This window comes from Yersinia sp. 2540 StPb PI (genome assembly GCF_052217165.1).
GTDB lineage: Bacteria > Pseudomonadota > Gammaproteobacteria > Enterobacterales > Enterobacteriaceae > Yersinia > Yersinia enterocolitica_E.
Window position 1 is genome coordinate 2976413 of the sequence record NZ_JAZGQC010000001.1, and the last position, 17792, is coordinate 2994204.

A 17792-nucleotide genomic window follows, 5' to 3' on the forward strand; every position below is an offset into this window, starting at 1 on the left:
CACTGAACTGACGCACTGCCACTGCGGCAGTACATCAGTTCGTCAACATCTGATAGTTATAAACCACCGAGATATCACGCATTTTTGATTCGGCGTGACAACTGTCTATCTCAATAACTTCCATTTCGATACCACCACCAAACTCTTCACGCAATTTTGGCAGCACTTCATTAAACAAATAAATTGAGAATTTCACACACTCTTTGGCACTACCTTGGTGGGATATGGAGAGAAACTCCCCCGCCGGAATAGAGATATGATCAACCTCACGCAGCCCCTGGATTTCATGCCGCTTGTCTTTATCAATCGCAGTCGAATAATTCACACTGTTTTGCCCTTGCTGACACTCTTTGGCAGAAAACAGCGAGTACACCCGTTGGCATGAGAAATTAACTTCCTTAAAGAAATCGAGCAAAATTTCATCTTTCATCGCCATACAGGAGGAGTGTTGACCACTACAATGGTTGTGTTCGTCAAAATCCAGCCGCCGTGTAAAGCCCACCAGTTCTCGCGGTGGTAAAGATATCCGTTTGATTTCTGGGGTGTAATTTTCACAAAAACCGAAGCGGGGAATCATCCCTTGCACATCCCAGTGCTCCATTTGACGAAAACTATTTGGGGTAACACCAAAACGCTTCTTAAATGTACGGGTAAAGGTTTGCTGCGAATCGAAACCCAACTCATCAGAGATTTCAATGATAGGACGGCGTGAAATGCGCAATGCAACCGCTGCGCGAGTCAGTACCCGGCCACGTATATAGGAGGCTAATTGTACCCCCACAATACTTTTAAATTTCCGTTGTAGATGCCATTTTGAATATCCAGAAATCTTCGCCACATCGTCCAGTGTGGGCCTCTTTTCTAAATTGATTTCAATCCACTCAATTAATTCTTCTATAAACAATATGTCTTCGTTTATCATCTTATTGTTCTTTAAATATATAATTACAGTGCATACTACATTAATCTATCATTATGCCAACGCTTTTCTCAAATCTAATTTCACAAGTTAATAAATCGTTAACTTACAGTTGATTAGCTACAGATAAAACAAAAACAAACCCATTAAAACAAAGAGTTAAATCTATTTATCTGAGACCAAAGCCTAATACCCTCAAGCCGCGCAAAAACCCGTTCTTGCTATATGTTTGTTACCATCGCGATATAAATTGCAAGTTAAATTTTTAGATTAGCCTGGTTTATTAAATGCTACAGCTTACTTAATATTTCAACGCATTATGGATAATAACCCTATGATTAAGGCGTATTACACTTTGTCTGAATAGGGTAGAATGCGGCACAAATATTATCCCCCTGACGGCTGAGTGTATCGATGCCCGCAAGTATTGACTTGCCAGCGCGATAACTGCGTTTAAGAACTCTGTTAAGCATTCGACATATGGTTGTAATTTCATGAAATTCAGGCCAGCAGCATCGACCCAGAACCAAGGGTTGCAAATAGCCAGTTCCCCTTTTACGCACAATCAACGTAGTACCCGTAGCATCATGCTGCTGGTGATTCTGGCCTGCATTCCGGGCATTATTGCTCAGACCTACTTCTTTGGTTATGGCAACCTGATTCAGGTAGCACTGGCAATGGTTACCGCCATGCTAGCCGAAGGGGCCGTTTTGCAGTTACGCAAACAGCCCGTATTGATGCGGTTACAAGATAACTCCGCCCTGCTCACCGGCCTGCTTCTGGGGATAAGCCTGCCCCCATTGGCCCCTTGGTGGATGATTGTGTTGGGTACGCTGTTTGCTATCGTCATTGCTAAACAACTGTATGGTGGCTTGGGACAAAATCCGTTCAACCCGGCCATGGTGGGTTATGTTGTTCTGCTTATTTCATTCCCGGTACAAATGACCAGTTGGTTACCACCGCTGCCATTACAAGCTACACCGGTGGGGTTTTATGACTCTCTTTTAACTATCTTTACCGGATATACCCACAGTGGCGCTGATATTCATCAACTCCAGATGAGTTATGACGGTGTCAGTCAGGCCACACCGCTTGATAGCTTTAAAACCGCCCTACGCTCACAACCAGTGGCAAAAATTCTGCAACAGCCCATTTTTGCCGCAACGCTGGCGGGGGTCGGCTGGCAATGGATCAATCTCGGTTTTCTGGCGGGCGGCTTATTGCTGCTGTGGCGTAAAGCGATTCATTGGCACATTCCGGTCAGTTTCTTGTTGGCGCTGGCTGGCTGTGCCGCAATCAGTTGGATAGTTGCCCCGCAAAGTTTTGCCCCGCCGATGTTGCACCTGTTTTCCGGTGCCACCATGTTGGGGGCGTTCTTTATTGCCACCGATCCGGTCAGTGCCTCCACCACGCCCCGTGGCCGCCTGATTTTCGGTGCATTAATCGGTATTCTGGTGTGGTTAATTCGGGTGTATGGTGGCTATCCTGACGGGGTTGCCTTTGCCGTACTGCTGGCCAATATTACTGTTCCACTGATTGACCACTATACCCAGCCTCGGGTTTATGGTCACAACCGTGCCGGTAAATAAGGAGCCGTTATGCTAAAAACCATGAAGCGTCACGGCATTACTTTGGCGCTGTTTGCCGCCGGTGCTACCGGATTGACGGCGGTGGTTAACTCACTGACAGAGTCAACCATCGCCCATCAGGCCGCTTTGCAACAAAAAGCGTTGCTGGATCAGGTTGTTCCGGCTGAAAATTATGACAACGATATGCAAGCTGAATGTTACGTTGTCACTGATGCCGCGTTGGGTAACCTGTCACCTCATCGCTTGTATCTGGCCCGGTTGGCGAATAAACCCGTGGCTGCCGCGATTGAAACCACCGCTCCCGATGGTTATTCCGGTGCCATCCAACTGTTAGTCGGTGCAGATTTCCACGGTAATGTGCTGGGCAGTCGGGTGATAGAACATCACGAAACCCCCGGTCTCGGTGATAAAATTGATATTAGAATCTCTGACTGGATTAGCTATTTCAGTGGCCAACATGTAGCAAGTGAACAAGACAAACGCTGGGCCGTAAAAAAAGATGGCGGTACCTTTGATCAATTTACCGGCGCCACCATTACCCCAAGAGCGGTGGTGCGGGCGGTGAAAAGCACCACGCTGTATTTGGAAACCTTGCCAGCAAGGCTTGATAGCCTGCCAGTCTGTGGAGAACGGCAATGAGTGAAGCAAAAAATCTGTTAGCGCAGGGGTTATGGAAGAATAACTCAGCGCTAGTGCAGCTACTGGGGCTATGTCCGTTGTTGGCGGTCTCCTCTACCGCCACCAATGCCCTCGGTTTGGGATTAGCTACCACGCTGGTATTGGTATGTACCAATACCGCGGTATCGGCTTTGCGCCGCTGGGTGCCAAATGAAATTCGTATTCCAATCTATGTGATGATCATTGCTTCCGTGGTCAGTACCGTGCAAATGCTGATTAACGCTTATGCCTTTGGGTTATATCAATCCCTCGGGATATTTATTCCATTGATTGTGACTAACTGCATTGTGATTGGCCGGGCGGAAGCTTACGCGGCCAAGAATCCGGTGGGGTTATCGGCACTCGATGGCCTGGCTATGGGGCTAGGGGCAACCAGCGCGTTATTTGTTCTGGGATCACTGCGTGAAATCCTGGGTAACGGTACGTTGTTTGATGGCGCAGATATGCTGTTAGGCAACTGGGCAAAAGTGCTGCGTATCGAAATTCTGCATCTGGATAGCCCTTTCCTGCTGGCAATGCTGCCACCAGGTGCCTTTATTGGTTTGGGATTACTGCTGGCCGGTAAATATGTCATTGACGAAAAAATAAAAGCGCGCAAAGCACAAGTAGTAGCAACTGCGCCGCAACTTCAGGATGGAGATGCCGGGAAAGCCTTATGAATAAAGAAAAACGTGTCGCGATTCTGACCCGTCTGCGGGACAACAATCCACATCCAACCACTGAACTGGTCTACACCTCACCTTTTGAACTGCTTATTTCGGTGTTGCTCTCGGCACAAGCCACCGATGTCAGCGTCAATAAAGCCACTGCCAAACTTTATCCGGTGGCTAATACCCCGCAAGCCCTGCTTGACCTGGGTGTGGATGGCCTGAAGGCATACATCAAGACCATCGGCCTGTTTAATACCAAAGCTGAAAATGTGATTAAAACCTGCCGTATTTTGCTGGAAAAACATAATGGCGAGGTGCCTGAAGACAGAGCAGCACTCGAAGCGCTGCCCGGTGTGGGGCGTAAAACGGCCAATGTGGTGTTGAACACCGCCTTTGGTTGGCCCACCATCGCGGTAGATACCCATATATTCCGTGTCTGTAATCGCACTGGCTTTGCTCCCGGTAGCAATGTAGATCAGGTTGAAGCCAAGCTACTCAAGGTGGTTCCGGCTGAATTTAAGCTTGATTGCCACCACTGGTTGATCCTGCATGGTCGCTATACCTGTATTGCCCGTAAACCGCGCTGTGGTTCGTGCATTATTGAAGACTTGTGTGAGTTTAAAGAGAAGGTCTACCCCGAGCATTAATCCACTGACCACGCTCAGTAAATACCTGTGGCGGTGAGCACCGGCCGACGATAAGAATGCTGGTACATCGCGCGGCCACTCTATGCAGTGAGCGCGATACACTTCTGGCGCGTCTCACCGCATGTTATCAACCACGATAAATCCCCTCTATGCCGCGATTGCGGTATTCGATTAGACGCCATACCGCCGCGCCACTAAACTTGTGACAAAACAGACTCAAACAGTTAATGATTTTGTTACCTGCTTGAAACAAAAAAGACACCTGCGGCGTATCATTATGAAATTTAAATCAGCAATAAAACCCTATACCGGCGCGGCTGGCGGCTGGGGTTCTCTCGAAGCAACCACCCGCTTTGTCCTGGACAGCAAGCAAGCGTTGAAAAATATTCGCAATTTGTTGCGGGTCAATCAGGTAAAAGGTTTTGACTGCCCCGGTTGTGCCTGGGGCGACGATAATCACAGCACCTTCAGTTTTTGCGAAAATGGCGCTAAAGCGGTCAGTTGGGAAGCGACCCGCAAAGCGGTGGAACCCCAATTCTTTGCCGAACACAGTCTGACCACATTGCGCCAGCAGAGTGACTACTTCCTTGAGTACCAGGGGCGGCTCACCCATCCGATGCGTTATAACCCACAAACTGACCGCTACCAACCCATCAGTTGGGAAGATGCTTTGGCGTTGATCGCTCAGCATATTAATGGATTGGATAACCCCGATCAGTTGGAGCTATATACCTCCGGGCGTGCCAGCAATGAAGCCTCTTACCTTTATCAATTATTTGGCCGCATGTTGGGGACCAATAACTTCCCGGACTGCTCAAACATGTGCCATGAAGCCAGTGGTACCGGATTAAAGCAGAGTATCGGCGTTGGTAAAGGTACCATTCAGATGCAGGACTTCGAACTGGCCGATGCTATTTTTGTTTTCGGACAAAACCCGGGGACTAACCACCCCCGCATGCTACACAGCCTCCGTCATGCCAAAGATCGCGGTGCACGTATTGTTAGCTTCAATACCTTGCGTGAACGCGGTTTGGAGCGTTTCGCCGATCCGCAAAATCCTCTTGAAATGCTGACACCAAAATCCTCCCCTATTAGTTCTGCTTATTTTCAACCTAATTTAGGTGGTGATATGGCGGCGGTGCGCGGCATGGTAAAAGCCTTATTGGAAACCCATCGCCATCAATTGGCGCAAGGGGAATCAGGTTTGTTTGATCAAGCCTTTATTGCGGTACATACACAAGGTATAGCCGCGTATCTGGCGGCCGTTGATAACACCTGTTGGGCGCAGATCACCCAACAGTCGGGCCTGAGTGAAGAGCAAATTCGCTATGCCGCTGATATTTATCAACATGCCGAGCGCGTTATCATCACCTGGGCGATGGGGATCACTCAGCATAAACATTCAGTGATAACGGTGCGGGAACTGGCTAATCTCCAACTGTTGTTTGGTCAGTTAGGCAAGCCCGGCGCGGGGTTATGTCCGGTACGTGGTCACAGTAACGTGCAAGGTAATCGCACGATGGGCATTGATGAAAAACCCGCAAAAGCCATGCTGGATCGTTTGGCCGACCATTTTGGTTTCACCCCACCACAAAGTGCGGGTCATAACACCGTGGAAGCTCTCGAAGCGATGTTGCGCGGTGAAGTAAAAGTGCTGATTGCCCTTGGCGGGAATTTGGCGGCGGCGGCACCGGATACTGAGCGCACCGCACAAGCATTACGCAGTTGCGAGTTGACCGTTCATATCAGTACCAAGCTAAATCGTAGTCACCTGATTACCGGCACTGATGCCTTGATTTTGCCGACACTGGGCCGCACCGAGCGCGATATGCAAGCCAGTGGTTCACAATTCATTACGGTAGAAGATTCTTTCAGTATGGTGCACGCATCTGAAGGGGTCGGGAAGCCGCTGGCGGATACCCAGCACGCCGAAACCGCCATTGTTTGTGGCATCGCCAATGCGGTTTTCGCTAACAAAAAGGTTAATGGTGCAAAGTTGGACTGGCTGGCATTAGCCGCTGACTACAATCTGATCCGTGACCATATTGCCGCCACCGTACAGGGCTTTGATAATTTCAACACGCGTTGTGATCAACCCGGTGGTTTCTATCTGGGTAGCGCCGCCGCTGAAATGCGTTTTGCTACCCCAAGTGGTAAAGCTGAATTTTGCGCCGCACCCCTACCAGAGAGTCTATTCCCGCCGATTGCAGGGGCGGCGGCCCCGTTTGTGTTACAAACATTGCGCTCTCATGATCAATATAACACCACCATTTATGGTCTCGACGATCGCTACCGGGGTGTCTATGGTCAGCGAGAAGTTTTGTTCATTAATCCACAAGATTTGGCCGCGTTGGCTTTAGAAGATGGCGTGCTAGTGGAAATAGAAACCTTATGGAATGATGGGATTACTCGTAAAGTCAGTGGATTCAAGTTAGTGAGCTATGATATCCCGCGCGGTAATCTCGCCGCATACTATCCTGAAACCAACCCACTGGTGCCCTTATCCAGCTTTGGTGATCAAACCCACACCCCAACGTCAAAATCAGTGCCAGTGACCATTCGACGCTGGCAACCACCATTGTCACAGCGCATTGCCTGAGTTTGTTAGCTAAAGCCGGCCCTCTGGCTGTTGCCAGGGCTGGCAATCATGGGCAACGGATATGCCCATACCATTAACAAGGAATTCCCCTCCAACGTGATATGCCGCTTGCCCGATGGGGCTGATTCGCGTAAAACTGTCAGCCGGATTAAACCCACTCACTACACCATTCACTGGACGATATGTTTCAAGATAACCCGCTGCTGGCGCAGCTAAAACAGCAACTTCACACTCAGACCCCGCGCGTTGAAGGCGTGGTTAAAGGTACTGAGAAAGGCTTTGGCTTTCTTGAGGTAGATGGGCAGAAAAGTTATTTTATTCCGCCGCCACAGATGAAGAAAGTCATGCACGGCGATCGGATTATTGCCACCTTGCACACGGATAAAGATCGTGAAATTGCTGAGCCAGAAACATTGGTCGAGCCATTTTTATCCCGCTTTGTCGGTCGCGTCCAACGAAAAGATGATCGTCTGTCTATCGTGCCTGACCACCCGCTGCTGCGTGATGCCATCCAATGTCGTCCAGCCCGTGAGTTAACCCACGACTTCCAGAACGGTGATTGGGCGGTGGCTGAAATGCGCCGTCACCCATTAAAAGGCGATCGTGCTTTTAATGCTGATTTGACGGCATTTATTACTAATGGTGAAGATCATTTCGTGCCTTGGTGGGTAACATTAGCTCGCCATAATCTGGAGCGTGAAGCCCCGGTTATGGTTGAATCTGCCTTGCATGATAGCACCTTAGTACGCGAAGACCTGACGGCGCTCCATTTTGTTACTATCGACAGCAACAGCACCGAAGATATGGATGATGCGCTGTATGTGGAAGACAACGGTGACGGTTCCCTGTTGTTGACCATTGCCATTGCTGATCCAACCGCCTATGTCGATGAAAACAGTGAGTTGGATTTAATCGCCCGTAAACGTGCATTTACTAACTATCTGCCTGGCTTCAACATTCCGATGCTGCCACGCCACTTGTCTGACAACCTCTGCTCATTGCGGCCAAATGAGCGCCGCCCGGTATTGGTGTGCCGTGTGACTATCGCCGCTGATGGCGCGCTGAGTGATGATATTTGTTTCTCTGCCGCCTGGGTCGAGTCCAAAGCCAAACTGGTTTATGACGAGGTTTCTGACTGGCTGGACGGCAACACCGGTTGGCAGCCACCGGATGCGGATATTGCCGAGCAAATCCTATTGCTGAAACGGGTGTGCGAGGCGCGTAGCAACTGGCGTCAAGAACATGCCCTGGTGTTTAAAGACCGTCCAGATTACCGCTTCCTATTGGGTGAAAAAGGCGAGGTGCTGGATATCATTGTTGAGCACCGCCGTATTGCTAACCGTATTGTTGAAGAGTGCATGATTGCCGCCAACGTCTGTGCTGCTATTGCTTTGCGCGATAATTTGGGCTTTGGCATTTATAACGTACATACCGGTTTTGATCCGGCATTGGTTGAACAGGCAGCGACCGTGTTGCAGGCCAATGGTGTCGCGGCTGACCCACAGGCTCTACTGACCCTACCAGGCTTCTGTGAGTTGCGCCGTCATCTTGATGCGTTGCCAACCCAGTTCCTCGACAGCCGTATCCGCCGCTTCCAGACCTTTGCTGAAATCAGTACCGTTCCTGGCCCACACTTTGGTTTGGGGTTAGAGGCCTATGCCACCTGGACTTCACCTATTCGTAAATACGGTGATATGGTCAATCATCGCCTGCTCAAAGCCATTATTACCGGCCAGCAAGCGGAGAAACCACAAGACGAGATAACGATTCAATTGGCTGAGCGCCGTCGTCTGAATCGCATGGCCGAACGCGATGTCGGTGACTGGTTGTATGCCCGTTATCTACAGCCTCAAGCTGGTACTGATACCCGTTTCGCTGCGGAAATTATTGATGTTACCCGTGGTGGTCTGCGTGTTCGTTTGCTGGATAATGGCGCCGTGGCCTTTATCCCTGCACCGTTTATTCATGCAGTACGTGATGAGATGGTATGCAGTCAGGAAACAGGTACCGTGCAAATTAAAGGTGAAACGGTTTATAGCCAAAGCGATAAAATCGAAGTGCGCATTGCCGAGGTTCGCATGGAAACTCGCAATGTGGTGGCCCGCCCGGTGGTTTGATATTTAGAAAAAACACATTAAGCCGTGGTGATACTCCACATCCCACGGCTTTTTCAATTGCCCCCCTTCAATCCCACTTGATGTTCCCTCCAGTTTAGCGCTGTCAGCGTCACAAAATGTAAGCAAATACTACTGAACGTTACGTTAAAATAATTTATTGATCACACTTTTCACTTTCGCACCTTTTCTTTCACATTAAAGCTCCTATGTTAACTAACGGTTTGTATCTTTTTTCCAAAACCGGTGCTGATAACTGTTAAATTTTCCTCATAACAAGGAGTCGTTACCCATGAAGAACGTCAAGACTGTCGTCATATGGCTGACCGTGGCGTTAATTGGTGCATTTGCCTTTGCTATGCTGGCACTCAGCCGCGGTGAGCATGTCAATGCCATCTGGTTGGTGATCGCCTCAGTGGCGTGTTACAGCATCGCTTACCGCTTTTACAGCCTATTTATTGCCAAGAATGTGTTTGAGTTGGATGACCGTCGCCTGACACCTGCTGAGCGGCGCAATGACGGCCTGGATTATGTCCCGACCAATAAATGGGTACTATTCGGTCACCACTTTGCGGCGATTGCCGGTGCCGGGCCATTGGTTGGGCCAATTCTGGCCGCACAGATGGGCTTCTTGCCGGGGACTATCTGGATTTTGGTCGGGGTAATGATGGCCGGTGCGGTACAGGACTTCTTGATCCTGTTTATCTCTACCCGTCGCGATGGTCGCTCTCTGGGGGAGATGGCAAAACAAGAGTTGGGCGCTTTTGCCGGGGTTATCACTATGCTGGGCGCGCTGGGGGTGATGATTATCATCTTGTCCGCGCTAGCATTAGTGGTGGTTAAAGCCTTGGCTGACAGCCCATGGGGCCTGTTCACCATTGCAGCGACTATCCCGATAGCACTGTTTATGGGCGTTTATATGCGCTTTATCCGCCCGGGGAAAATCGCGGAAGTATCCTTAATTGGTTTCGTACTGATGATGTCCGCAATTATTTACGGCGGCAATATCGCGGCTCACCCTTATTGGGGACCATTCTTTACTTTACACGGCACCACCCTGACCTGGGTGCTGGTTATCTATGGTTTTATCGCCTCAGTGCTACCGGTGTGGTTGTTGTTGGCACCACGGGACTATCTGTCGACCTTCCTGAAGATTGGCGTCATTATTGGTTTGGCCGTCGGTATTGTCTTTGCCATGCCTGAAATGAAAATGCCTGCCGTCACACGTTTTATTGATGGCAGCGGCCCGGTATTCTCCGGTAGCCTGTTCCCGTTCCTGTTTATTACCATCGCTTGCGGGGCTATTTCGGGCTTCCACGCCTTGGTTGCCAGTGGCACTACACCAAAACTGATTGAGCGTGAAAGTCACACCCGCTTTATCGGCTATGGCGCGATGCTGATGGAATCCTTTGTCGCCATCATGGCGCTAATTTGTGCCTCGGTTATCGATCCCGGTGTCTATTTCGCCATGAACTCTCCGGCAGCGTTGATTGGCACCACAGTAGAAAGCGCCTCTTTGGCCATTAGCAGTTGGGGATTTGTAGTCACACCTGACACCCTGGCCATGATTGCCAAAGATGTTGGCGAGAACTCCATTTTATCCCGTGCAGGTGGTGCCCCCACTTTCGCCGTTGGGATGGCGCATATTATCAGTGAGATATTTAACAGCCGCAATATGATGGCCTTCTGGTATCACTTTGCCATTCTATTTGAAGCCATGTTTATTCTGACCGCCGTGGATGCTGGTACCCGTGCCTGTCGCTTTATGGTGCAGGATTTGGTGGGTGTCGTAGTGCCGAGCCTGGCAAATAACCGCTCATGGTTGGGTAACTTGTCCGGCACCACAGTGGCGGTCGCCTGCTGGGGCTTCTTTGTTTATCAAGGTGTGGTTGACCCATTAGGGGGGATCAATACCTTGTGGCCACTGTTCGGTATCGGTAACCAGATGCTGGCATCGATGGCGCTGATTTTAGGGACTGTCGTCCTGTTTAAAATGAAGAAGCAACGCTATGCTTGGGTAACCATCCTGCCAACAATTTGGCTGTTTATTACCTCAATGACCGCAGGCTGGCAGAAGATTTTCCATGAAAAACCGAGTATTGGTTTCCTGGCTCAAGCGAAGAAATTCTCTGCCGGTGTTGAGCAAGGCGTTCTGATTGCTCCCGCCAAGAGCATTAAAGACATGGAAACTATTGTGTTCAATAACCAGATCAATGCCGCCTTATGTGCCTTCTTTATGCTGGTGGCAGTGACCATGCTGATTTCATCTTTCTTTGTGGTCCGTCGTGCGCTGAAATCCAGCAAACCGACCACCCATGAGACTGAAATTGTCTTCCGTGAGGAGGTTGCTCGTGGCTAATGCAGGCATACCGTTTCGTACCCGAACAGGGTTAGTAACCACGCCGCGCCAGATTACGCGTTGTATACCGTTGGTTTCTGTGGCGGTCCGCCCGACTCATCTGCGGGCTTGGTTGCGCCTTATCGCACACCGCGTGGCACAAAGCTTTCGACTGATGGTGGGAGTACAGGATTACGGCAATTATGTTAATCATATGCGCCGACATCATCCTGACACCACACCGATGACCGAACGGGAATTCCACCGTTACTGTCTGGATGCCCGCTTCCCCAGTGAGGCCGGTAAACTGGGGAAATGCCCTTGTTAAGCTAGCAAGCTGAATCAAAAAGTGACATTGTCACGCCCTGTTGATGTTTCACAGGGCGTTTTTATTTTCCGTTTGAACAGCAGGCACCACCAACTAGCTCAAGATTGGCGAGCCAAATGCGCCCTGCCAATCTTGTTCAAATTGTTCTACTGCCGCTTTTACCGCAGGCGCGCTGATAAGTTGTTCTGCCACATCCACCGGAATGGTGACTGACTGACAGCCCGCCAACAGGCAATCTACTACCTGACGTGGCGTACGGAAACTGGCCGCCAATACTTTCGCGCCCGGTGCATGTAAGGTTAACAACTGCTGTAACTCACGGACCATCGCAATGCCATCGCCGCCTTGTGCATCCAGTCGGTTAACATAGGGTGCGACATATTCAGCCCCCGCCAATGCAGACAGCAGCCCTTGCCCGGCACCATATACGGCGGTACCTAATGTCGGAATCGACATCCCTTTTAATTGTTTGATAGCCGCCAATCCTTCAGCGGTGGCGGGGATCTTGATAACCAAACCGGGGACGCGCTTTGATAGCATGATTGCCTCTGACACCATCAGTTCACTGTCACTGGCCAGCACTTGTGCGAAAAGTTTACCGGTACCGCCCAGAGCATCGCGCAGCGCAGGTAACACCTCCCAGATAGGCTTGCCCGCTTTTGCCAAAATAGTCGGGTTGGTAGTGACACCTTGTAATGGCAGTACGCGCGCCAGGCGTTTTACTGCAGCTACATCTGCGGTATCAAGATAAAGCTCCATAAGAACCTCCGGTTTGGATTATGTAAGCAGCCAGACTGGTTAAACAAATAAGCCAGTTAAGCAAATGGATTTACCAACAATCATCAGCCGCAATCATAGACCAATCATGAATCGATAACGTGATCTTGATCAAAATACCTTCATTCGAAAGTAAATTAAACTTCAATCAAAAGCAATGTGTTTTACATACTGCAAAAAATGCGATGATAGCGTTGTAAGACAGAGTTGTGGCTTGCCTCACTTTTCCCTTAGTAACACAGGGTGTTATCCACACTATTTAAGGTATTATTTATCATTATGCTGTTGTTGTGAACCGGCGAACTTTTACCACCCGCGTTGGCAGGTTCAATTTTCAGCACACTTTATTATCGGGAATGCCATGAACCCAAGACAGCAAATAATTTTACAGTTGGTAAACGACCGGCAACGTGTCAGTGTCAGTGAATTGGCGCAGGAAACGCAGGTCTCTGAGGTGACAATCCGTCAGGATCTCAATCAGCTAGAGACGAGAGGTTTGCTCAAACGAGTGCATGGTTCAGCCGTCGCTCTTGAGAGTGACGATGTCGATGTTCGCATGATGACTCACTTTGCCATGAAGCAAAAATTGGCCAATCATGCTGCTTCACTGGTCAATGAAGGTGAGACGGTATTTATCGAAAGCGGCAGTAGCAACGCCCTGTTGGCGCATCATTTGGCCCAACGCCCTGGTATCACCTTGGTGACGGTGAGTGGTTATATCGCCAGACAATTGAAAGAGTCTTCCTGTGAAGTGATTCTTCTGGGCGGAATTTATCAGAAAAAAAGTGACAGTATGGTTGGCCCATTGACGCAACTTTGTTTGCGCCATGTGCATTTCAGCAAGGCGTTTATCGGTATCGACGGTTATCAGGCCGATACCGGCTTTACCGGGCGCGATATGTTACGCGCCGATGTGATTAATAGTGTGTTAGCCAAAGGCGCTGAAAATATCATTCTGGCCGATGCATCAAAATTTGGTCAGGTGCATCAGAACTCACTGATGCCATTATCGTCCATCAACCGGGTCATTACCGATAACCGCCTGCCCGCAGGTTATCAGCAGCAATTAATGGCACAAGGCATTCAAGTTGATATCCTCAGCGAATAAGAGCAATAACATTCATAACGGAGTAACAGCAATAATGGCGGACATCACCTTCACGCGTGAACAGACTCAGCGCATGGCACGTAAAATTCAGGATTATCTGGAGCAGAACCTCAGTATCGAGCTGGAAGATTTTGATGCGGAATTTTTACTGGAATTCATCAGTCGTGAGCTGGGCGCGCATTATTACAATCAAGGTATCAATGATGCCATTGCACAGGTCGAAGCAAAAATGCTCGATATCACTGACTCCGTGCTATGGCTGGAGAAACCCGTGCAAGACTGAACACGGGCCATATTGTCGGCTTCTCAACAGGAGGCCCCAACAGCGATTATTGCCCGTAATAGGCATTTTTACCGTGTTTGCGTAAATAGTGTTTATCCAATAATTGCGGTTGCATAGCATCGAGTTGCGGGTTCAATTGGCGTGAGAAAATCCCCATATAAGCCAACTCCTCTAACACAACCGCGTTGTGTACGGCATTATCCGCACTGGTCCCCCAGGCAAACGGCCCGTGTGAATTGACTAAAACGGCAGGCACATCTTCGGGTTTAATGCCCCGTTGATGGAATGTCTCAACGATGACATTGCCGGTTTCCCATTCATAGCGGCCAGCAATCTCTTCTTGCGTCATCAACCGGGTACAGGGAATGGTGCCGTAGAAGTAATCTGCGTGAGTGGTACCCCACGCAGGCAAATCTAGCCCAGCCTGGGCCCAAATGGTTGCATGGCGTGAATGGGTATGAACGATGCCGCCAATTTGCGGGAAATTAAGATAAAGCACCCGGTGAGTATCAGTATCCGATGAGGGCTTCTTACTGCCCTCCACCACTTTGCCGGTTTCCAACTCTACCACCACCATATCGTCCAGTGTCATCACGTCATATTCCACACCGGAAGGCTTAATCACCAGTAAACCATGTTGTCTATCGACAGCACTGACATTGCCCCAAGTGAATGTGACCAAATTGTGGCGAGGTAACGCCAGATTGGCGGCCAGTACCTGTTGCTTCAGTTCGTTGAGCATCGTCGTATCCTGAATGACTGAATTTCTCTCATTTTCAGCGCCACAGGTAAGAACCGGTATGGGATAAATGGCTATAAACTGCGTGCAGATCGGCTGGAAAGTACAGTCTGCGAGGTACACATAGCAGAACGTCATATTTTATTTAGCACTGACAATGGGTTAATCGTGCCTTTAGTCTCAGACAATCCCTCATTCCCCGTCTTATCAGATCAAATTAGGACTATTTACCTATTAAATGATTCACGGATATTTATACTGGTTTCTATTGGTGACAAAACGAGTTTTTAGCATTAATTCTGAATTTAAATCTAAACGACGATTTTTATTCTAAACACTAACAAAATGAGACTTCGGCTAAAATTGCTACAACGCCTATACTTAGTTAGGTAAGTTCAATTTTGCACGGATACATCAGGATAGATAGATTCAAACTATATGACCTGATCTATCCGTACTTAGCCAACGTCAGGAGAATTATGATGATGATAATCAATAAACGATTTGCCACTGCCGCCTTGGCGCTAACGCTGGCCTTGTCCCTGTCTGCTTGTTCTAATATGTCCAAACGTGACCGCAATACCGCAATCGGTGCCGGTGCTGGTGCTGTAGGTGGTGCGGTGTTGACCGGCAGTACGCTGGGGACATTAGGTGGCGCGGCGGTTGGTGGGGTTATCGGGCACCAAGTCAGCAAATAATGTTATCGGTATGACTTGACGTTGCAGGGTGTTAGCTACGCTCACTGACCCGAATCACTTACCTGTGTAAGCTCATCGGGATTCGTTTGCTGGCGGACTACCTGCAACGTCAATTAATTAGGGGAAACTGATAAATGAAACTATAAATTATTCTCAGCCACCTGCCAGTTTGACTTTCATCCCTTTGGCTTCGAGCAGTTGCTTAAGAAGATCGCGTTTATCTCCTTGAATTTCAATAATGCCGTCTTTAATCGAGCCACCGCAACCGCACTTCTTCTTCAATTCTGCTGCCAGTTTATCCAGCACCTCATCACTGCCATCAACACCGGTAATCAGGCACACGCCCTTTCCTTTACGACCACTGGTTTGGCGCTGAATACGAACAATACCATCCCCTTTTGGCCGCGCAGGTTTTAGCTCAGGCTCACTGATACGCCCCGAGTCAGTTGAATACACCAAACGGCTATTATCATTCGTCATTATGCCACCTTGCTCAATGATGCCAGAATCTCACTCAGTGTTTTTTCTGGGTCAGGAGATTGGGTGATCGGACGCCCGATAACCATATAATCCACCCCAGCAGAGACGGCTTGCTCAGGAGTCATGATACGGCGCTGATCACCGGCCTCACTGCCCTGCGGGCGAATACCTGGGGTAACCAGTTTAAAATCAGCACCACAAACCTGCTTGAGGCGCACAGCTTCATGGGCAGAGCACACCACCCCATCTAAACCGCAATCCCATGTCAGTTTCGCTAACCGTTCGGCATGTTCTGCCGGGCTAATGTTAATACCAATATCACGTAAATCTTCGCCATCCATGCTGGTAAGTACCGTAACAGCAATCAATAGGGGTGCCTGGTGCTCATAAGGCAATAAGGCTTCTTTGGCGGCAGTCATCATGCGTGCACCACCACTAGCGTGGACATTGACCATCCACACCCCAAGCTCAGCTGCCGCGCTCACCGCCTTAGCGGTGGTGTTGGGAATGTCATGAAATTTCAGATCAAGGAAAACCTCAAAACCACGCGCATGCAGATCACGGACCAACTGAGGGCCATATAAGGTAAACATCTCCTTGCCCACTTTTAACCGGCAATCTTGCGGATTAACCCGATCAGCAAAGGCTAACGCAGCGTTTCTATTGGCATAATCCAGCGCGACAATGATCGGAGAAGATATCGGGCCACTGTTATTAGTTTTAGTTGCAGACGTCATTTTTAAGCCCTTTTCAGTCAATAAGTAATGATAACGCACATATTCTACAGGCTGCTCTACTGAAATTACAGCTATCGGGCGACACCAATGCTTGCTGTTTATGGGTCGTGATTGCCGCAAAGGGTCAATTTACGTCAAGCAGTGAGATTGTGCTTACCTGCCATTAAGTAAATCAGCTTCAAGAAACGTAAATTCTCAATCAAATATTTTGATTTAGATGCTCAGTTGTTTGTGATTCTCATTCAATATTAATGCTGTATCATTCACTCCATCGCCAGACAGTAATTGTCTACTGAATAAGTAAAAAATATTAATTATTCAATATAATAAACTAGAAACTGGAGTTTCACATGAAAAGCATTAAATTCATCGTCCCGGCATTAATTCTGTCTCTCGCATCATTTGCTAGCGTCGCCGCCACTCAAATACAGACTAATCAATCAGCAAGATTGAATGAAATTGGCGTGATTTCTGCCAGTAATGCAACTACCTTGACCGAGTTAGAAAATGCATTGGCGCAGCAAGCCAAGGCTGCCGGTGCAAAATCTTTCCTGATAACTTCTGCGACCGGCAATAACAAAATGCACGGTACCGCCATTATCTATCGTTAATACCCGTCTCTCCGGTTAACGCTTTATCTCCTTCTAAGAGCGCATTGGCGCTCTTTTTGCAGTGGCCAATGTGAATTTTTTGTGACAGTTGTGTTATCCCCTAGACAGTTTCGCTTCCCTCGCTTAGCTTGGTATTTCCTCCTAAGTTAAAGGTTATATGATGAGCGAAATATCTACCTTAACCATTAAAATCCCTCTGGAATTAAAAGAGAAAATCAAGGCTGCGGCCTTAGAAAAACAGTTTTCCCTGAGTACCGAGGTGTGCGAAAGATTAGAAAAGAGCTTTGAGGTTGATGTTAAAAGTAGTAAAGCCAGCCGCAAAGATGCCAAGTTGCATCAAGGTGAGATTGATAGCCAAGGTGTAGAAGAGATTTCAGAGCAGCCGTTAAGCCAAAAAGAGTTGAAGAAACTGCGACAATTATTGAAAGACGGTGTGAAAGCGCCTCAGAAGAAAAAATAAAGATAACACCACAATACTTCATCAAAAACTATCGGGT

Annotated in this window: 18 protein-coding genes; 13 read left to right on the plus strand and 5 right to left on the minus strand. The window is 48.7% G+C overall.

The window, feature by feature from the left end; genetic code table 11:
• Nucleotides 1–34: 34 nt before the first annotated feature.
• On the minus strand, nucleotides 35–922 hold the full coding sequence (locus V1956_RS13565; protein WP_083158883.1) for a helix-turn-helix domain-containing protein: 888 nt from the start codon (nucleotides 920–922) through the stop codon (nucleotides 35–37).
• A gap of 491 nt (nucleotides 923–1413) precedes the next feature.
• Here V1956_RS13565 and rsxD point away from each other — a divergent pair, with 491 nt between their 5' ends.
• From rsxD to V1956_RS13605, 8 genes are all read left to right on the plus strand, one after another.
• Complete coding sequence (gene rsxD, locus V1956_RS13570) at nucleotides 1414–2508, plus strand: electron transport complex subunit RsxD (protein ID WP_372558993.1); 1095 nt, start codon at nucleotides 1414–1416, stop codon at nucleotides 2506–2508.
• 9 nt (nucleotides 2509–2517) lie between these two features.
• The gene (gene rsxG, locus V1956_RS13575; protein ID WP_372558992.1) at nucleotides 2518–3147 is read left to right on the plus strand and encodes an electron transport complex subunit RsxG; all 630 of its coding nucleotides are present in this window, start codon (nucleotides 2518–2520) and stop codon (nucleotides 3145–3147) included.
• Nucleotides 3144–3845, plus strand: coding sequence for an electron transport complex subunit E (locus tag V1956_RS13580; RefSeq protein WP_083158885.1), 702 nt, complete (start codon nucleotides 3144–3146; stop codon nucleotides 3843–3845). The genes rsxG and V1956_RS13580 overlap by 4 nt, the downstream gene beginning before the upstream one ends.
• Nucleotides 3842–4483 carry an endonuclease III gene (gene nth / locus V1956_RS13585; RefSeq protein WP_372558991.1) on the plus strand — a complete coding sequence of 214 codons (642 nt, stop codon included), beginning with the start codon at nucleotides 3842–3844 and terminating at the stop codon, nucleotides 4481–4483. Before V1956_RS13580 ends, nth begins: the two co-directional genes overlap by 4 nt.
• Nucleotides 4484–4760: 277 nt before the next feature.
• A complete protein-coding gene (locus V1956_RS13590) occupies nucleotides 4761–7082 on the plus strand; it encodes an FdhF/YdeP family oxidoreductase (protein WP_442825225.1) in 2322 nt (773 codons plus the stop codon).
• A 182-nt stretch (nucleotides 7083–7264) separates the two neighbouring features.
• On the plus strand, nucleotides 7265–9199 hold the full coding sequence (locus V1956_RS13595) for an exoribonuclease II (RefSeq protein ID WP_442825226.1): 1935 nt from the start codon (nucleotides 7265–7267) through the stop codon (nucleotides 9197–9199).
• Between the two features lie 289 nt (nucleotides 9200–9488).
• Nucleotides 9489–11555, plus strand: coding sequence for a carbon starvation CstA family protein (locus V1956_RS13600; protein WP_372558988.1), 2067 nt, complete (start codon nucleotides 9489–9491; stop codon nucleotides 11553–11555).
• Nucleotides 11548–11862, plus strand: coding sequence for a CstA-like transporter-associated (seleno)protein (locus tag V1956_RS13605; RefSeq protein WP_372558987.1), 315 nt, complete (start codon nucleotides 11548–11550; stop codon nucleotides 11860–11862). The genes V1956_RS13600 and V1956_RS13605 overlap by 8 nt, the downstream gene beginning before the upstream one ends.
• Before the next feature lie 93 nt (nucleotides 11863–11955).
• Here V1956_RS13605 and fsa read toward each other — a convergent pair whose 3' ends face one another.
• A complete protein-coding gene (gene fsa, locus V1956_RS13610) occupies nucleotides 11956–12621 on the minus strand; it encodes a fructose-6-phosphate aldolase (protein ID WP_083158891.1) in 666 nt (221 codons plus the stop codon).
• Nucleotides 12622–13000: 379 nt separating this feature from the next.
• Between fsa and V1956_RS13615 the strand changes: the two genes are divergently transcribed.
• Nucleotides 13001–13747 (plus strand): DeoR family transcriptional regulator, encoded by a 747-nt coding sequence (locus V1956_RS13615; protein ID WP_372558986.1) that lies wholly within the window; start codon nucleotides 13001–13003, stop codon nucleotides 13745–13747.
• A gap of 34 nt (nucleotides 13748–13781) precedes the next feature.
• Nucleotides 13782–14030 (plus strand): DUF2164 domain-containing protein, encoded by a 249-nt coding sequence (locus V1956_RS13620; protein ID WP_005191610.1) that lies wholly within the window; start codon nucleotides 13782–13784, stop codon nucleotides 14028–14030.
• A gap of 46 nt (nucleotides 14031–14076) precedes the next feature.
• Here V1956_RS13620 and araD read toward each other — a convergent pair whose 3' ends face one another.
• Entirely contained in the window at nucleotides 14077–14772 is a 696-nt protein-coding gene (araD, locus tag V1956_RS13625) for an L-ribulose-5-phosphate 4-epimerase (RefSeq protein WP_420074906.1), read from the minus strand.
• Between the two features lie 479 nt (nucleotides 14773–15251).
• Between araD and osmB the strand changes: the two genes are divergently transcribed.
• Complete coding sequence (gene osmB, locus V1956_RS13630) at nucleotides 15252–15467, plus strand: osmotically-inducible lipoprotein OsmB (RefSeq protein WP_083158894.1); 216 nt, start codon at nucleotides 15252–15254, stop codon at nucleotides 15465–15467.
• A 153-nt stretch (nucleotides 15468–15620) separates the two neighbouring features.
• On the opposite strand, the gene yciH is transcribed toward osmB, so the two are convergent.
• Nucleotides 15621–15947 (minus strand): stress response translation initiation inhibitor YciH, encoded by a 327-nt coding sequence (gene yciH / locus V1956_RS13635; RefSeq protein WP_372558984.1) that lies wholly within the window; start codon nucleotides 15945–15947, stop codon nucleotides 15621–15623.
• A complete protein-coding gene (pyrF, locus tag V1956_RS13640; RefSeq protein WP_420074907.1) occupies nucleotides 15947–16684 on the minus strand; it encodes an orotidine-5'-phosphate decarboxylase in 738 nt (245 codons plus the stop codon). The genes yciH and pyrF overlap by 1 nt, the downstream gene beginning before the upstream one ends.
• A 350-nt stretch (nucleotides 16685–17034) precedes the next feature.
• Between pyrF and bhsA the strand changes: the two genes are divergently transcribed.
• Together bhsA and V1956_RS13650 are read left to right on the plus strand one after the other, a co-directional pair.
• Entirely contained in the window at nucleotides 17035–17295 is a 261-nt protein-coding gene (bhsA, locus tag V1956_RS13645; RefSeq protein ID WP_442825227.1) for a multiple stress resistance protein BhsA, read from the plus strand.
• A gap of 160 nt (nucleotides 17296–17455) precedes the next feature.
• Nucleotides 17456–17755, plus strand: a complete 300-nt coding sequence (locus V1956_RS13650) for a hypothetical protein (RefSeq protein ID WP_193784662.1) — start codon at nucleotides 17456–17458, stop codon at nucleotides 17753–17755.
• Nucleotides 17756–17792 lie beyond the last annotated feature (37 nt).

What these genes read in the sequence shown, in the direction of transcription:
- bhsA (WP_442825227.1), top strand. Translation starts at nt 17,035, where the DNA reads ATGAAAAGCATTAAATTCATCGTCCCGGCATTAATTCTGTCTCTCGCA.
- V1956_RS13600 (WP_372558988.1), top strand. Translation starts at nt 9,489, where the DNA reads ATGAAGAACGTCAAGACTGTCGTCATATGGCTGACCGTGGCGTTAATT.
- V1956_RS13580 (WP_083158885.1), top strand. Translation starts at nt 3,144, where the DNA reads ATGAGTGAAGCAAAAAATCTGTTAGCGCAGGGGTTATGGAAGAATAAC.
- pyrF (WP_420074907.1), bottom strand. Translation starts at nt 16,684, where the DNA reads ATGACGTCTGCAACTAAAACTAATAACAGTGGCCCGATATCTTCTCCG.
- yciH (WP_372558984.1), bottom strand. Translation starts at nt 15,947, where the DNA reads ATGACGAATGATAATAGCCGTTTGGTGTATTCAACTGACTCGGGGCGT.
- nth (WP_372558991.1), top strand. Translation starts at nt 3,842, where the DNA reads ATGAATAAAGAAAAACGTGTCGCGATTCTGACCCGTCTGCGGGACAAC.
- V1956_RS13615 (WP_372558986.1), top strand. Translation starts at nt 13,001, where the DNA reads ATGAACCCAAGACAGCAAATAATTTTACAGTTGGTAAACGACCGGCAA.
- osmB (WP_083158894.1), top strand. Translation starts at nt 15,252, where the DNA reads ATGATGATAATCAATAAACGATTTGCCACTGCCGCCTTGGCGCTAACG.
- rsxG (WP_372558992.1), top strand. Translation starts at nt 2,518, where the DNA reads ATGCTAAAAACCATGAAGCGTCACGGCATTACTTTGGCGCTGTTTGCC.
- V1956_RS13595 (WP_442825226.1), top strand. Translation starts at nt 7,265, where the DNA reads ATGTTTCAAGATAACCCGCTGCTGGCGCAGCTAAAACAGCAACTTCAC.
- V1956_RS13650 (WP_193784662.1), top strand. Translation starts at nt 17,456, where the DNA reads ATGAGCGAAATATCTACCTTAACCATTAAAATCCCTCTGGAATTAAAA.
- araD (WP_420074906.1), bottom strand. Translation starts at nt 14,772, where the DNA reads ATGCTCAACGAACTGAAGCAACAGGTACTGGCCGCCAATCTGGCGTTA.
- V1956_RS13590 (WP_442825225.1), top strand. Translation starts at nt 4,761, where the DNA reads ATGAAATTTAAATCAGCAATAAAACCCTATACCGGCGCGGCTGGCGGC.
- V1956_RS13620 (WP_005191610.1), top strand. Translation starts at nt 13,782, where the DNA reads ATGGCGGACATCACCTTCACGCGTGAACAGACTCAGCGCATGGCACGT.
- rsxD (WP_372558993.1), top strand. Translation starts at nt 1,414, where the DNA reads ATGAAATTCAGGCCAGCAGCATCGACCCAGAACCAAGGGTTGCAAATA.
- V1956_RS13565 (WP_083158883.1), bottom strand. Translation starts at nt 922, where the DNA reads ATGATAAACGAAGACATATTGTTTATAGAAGAATTAATTGAGTGGATT.
- fsa (WP_083158891.1), bottom strand. Translation starts at nt 12,621, where the DNA reads ATGGAGCTTTATCTTGATACCGCAGATGTAGCTGCAGTAAAACGCCTG.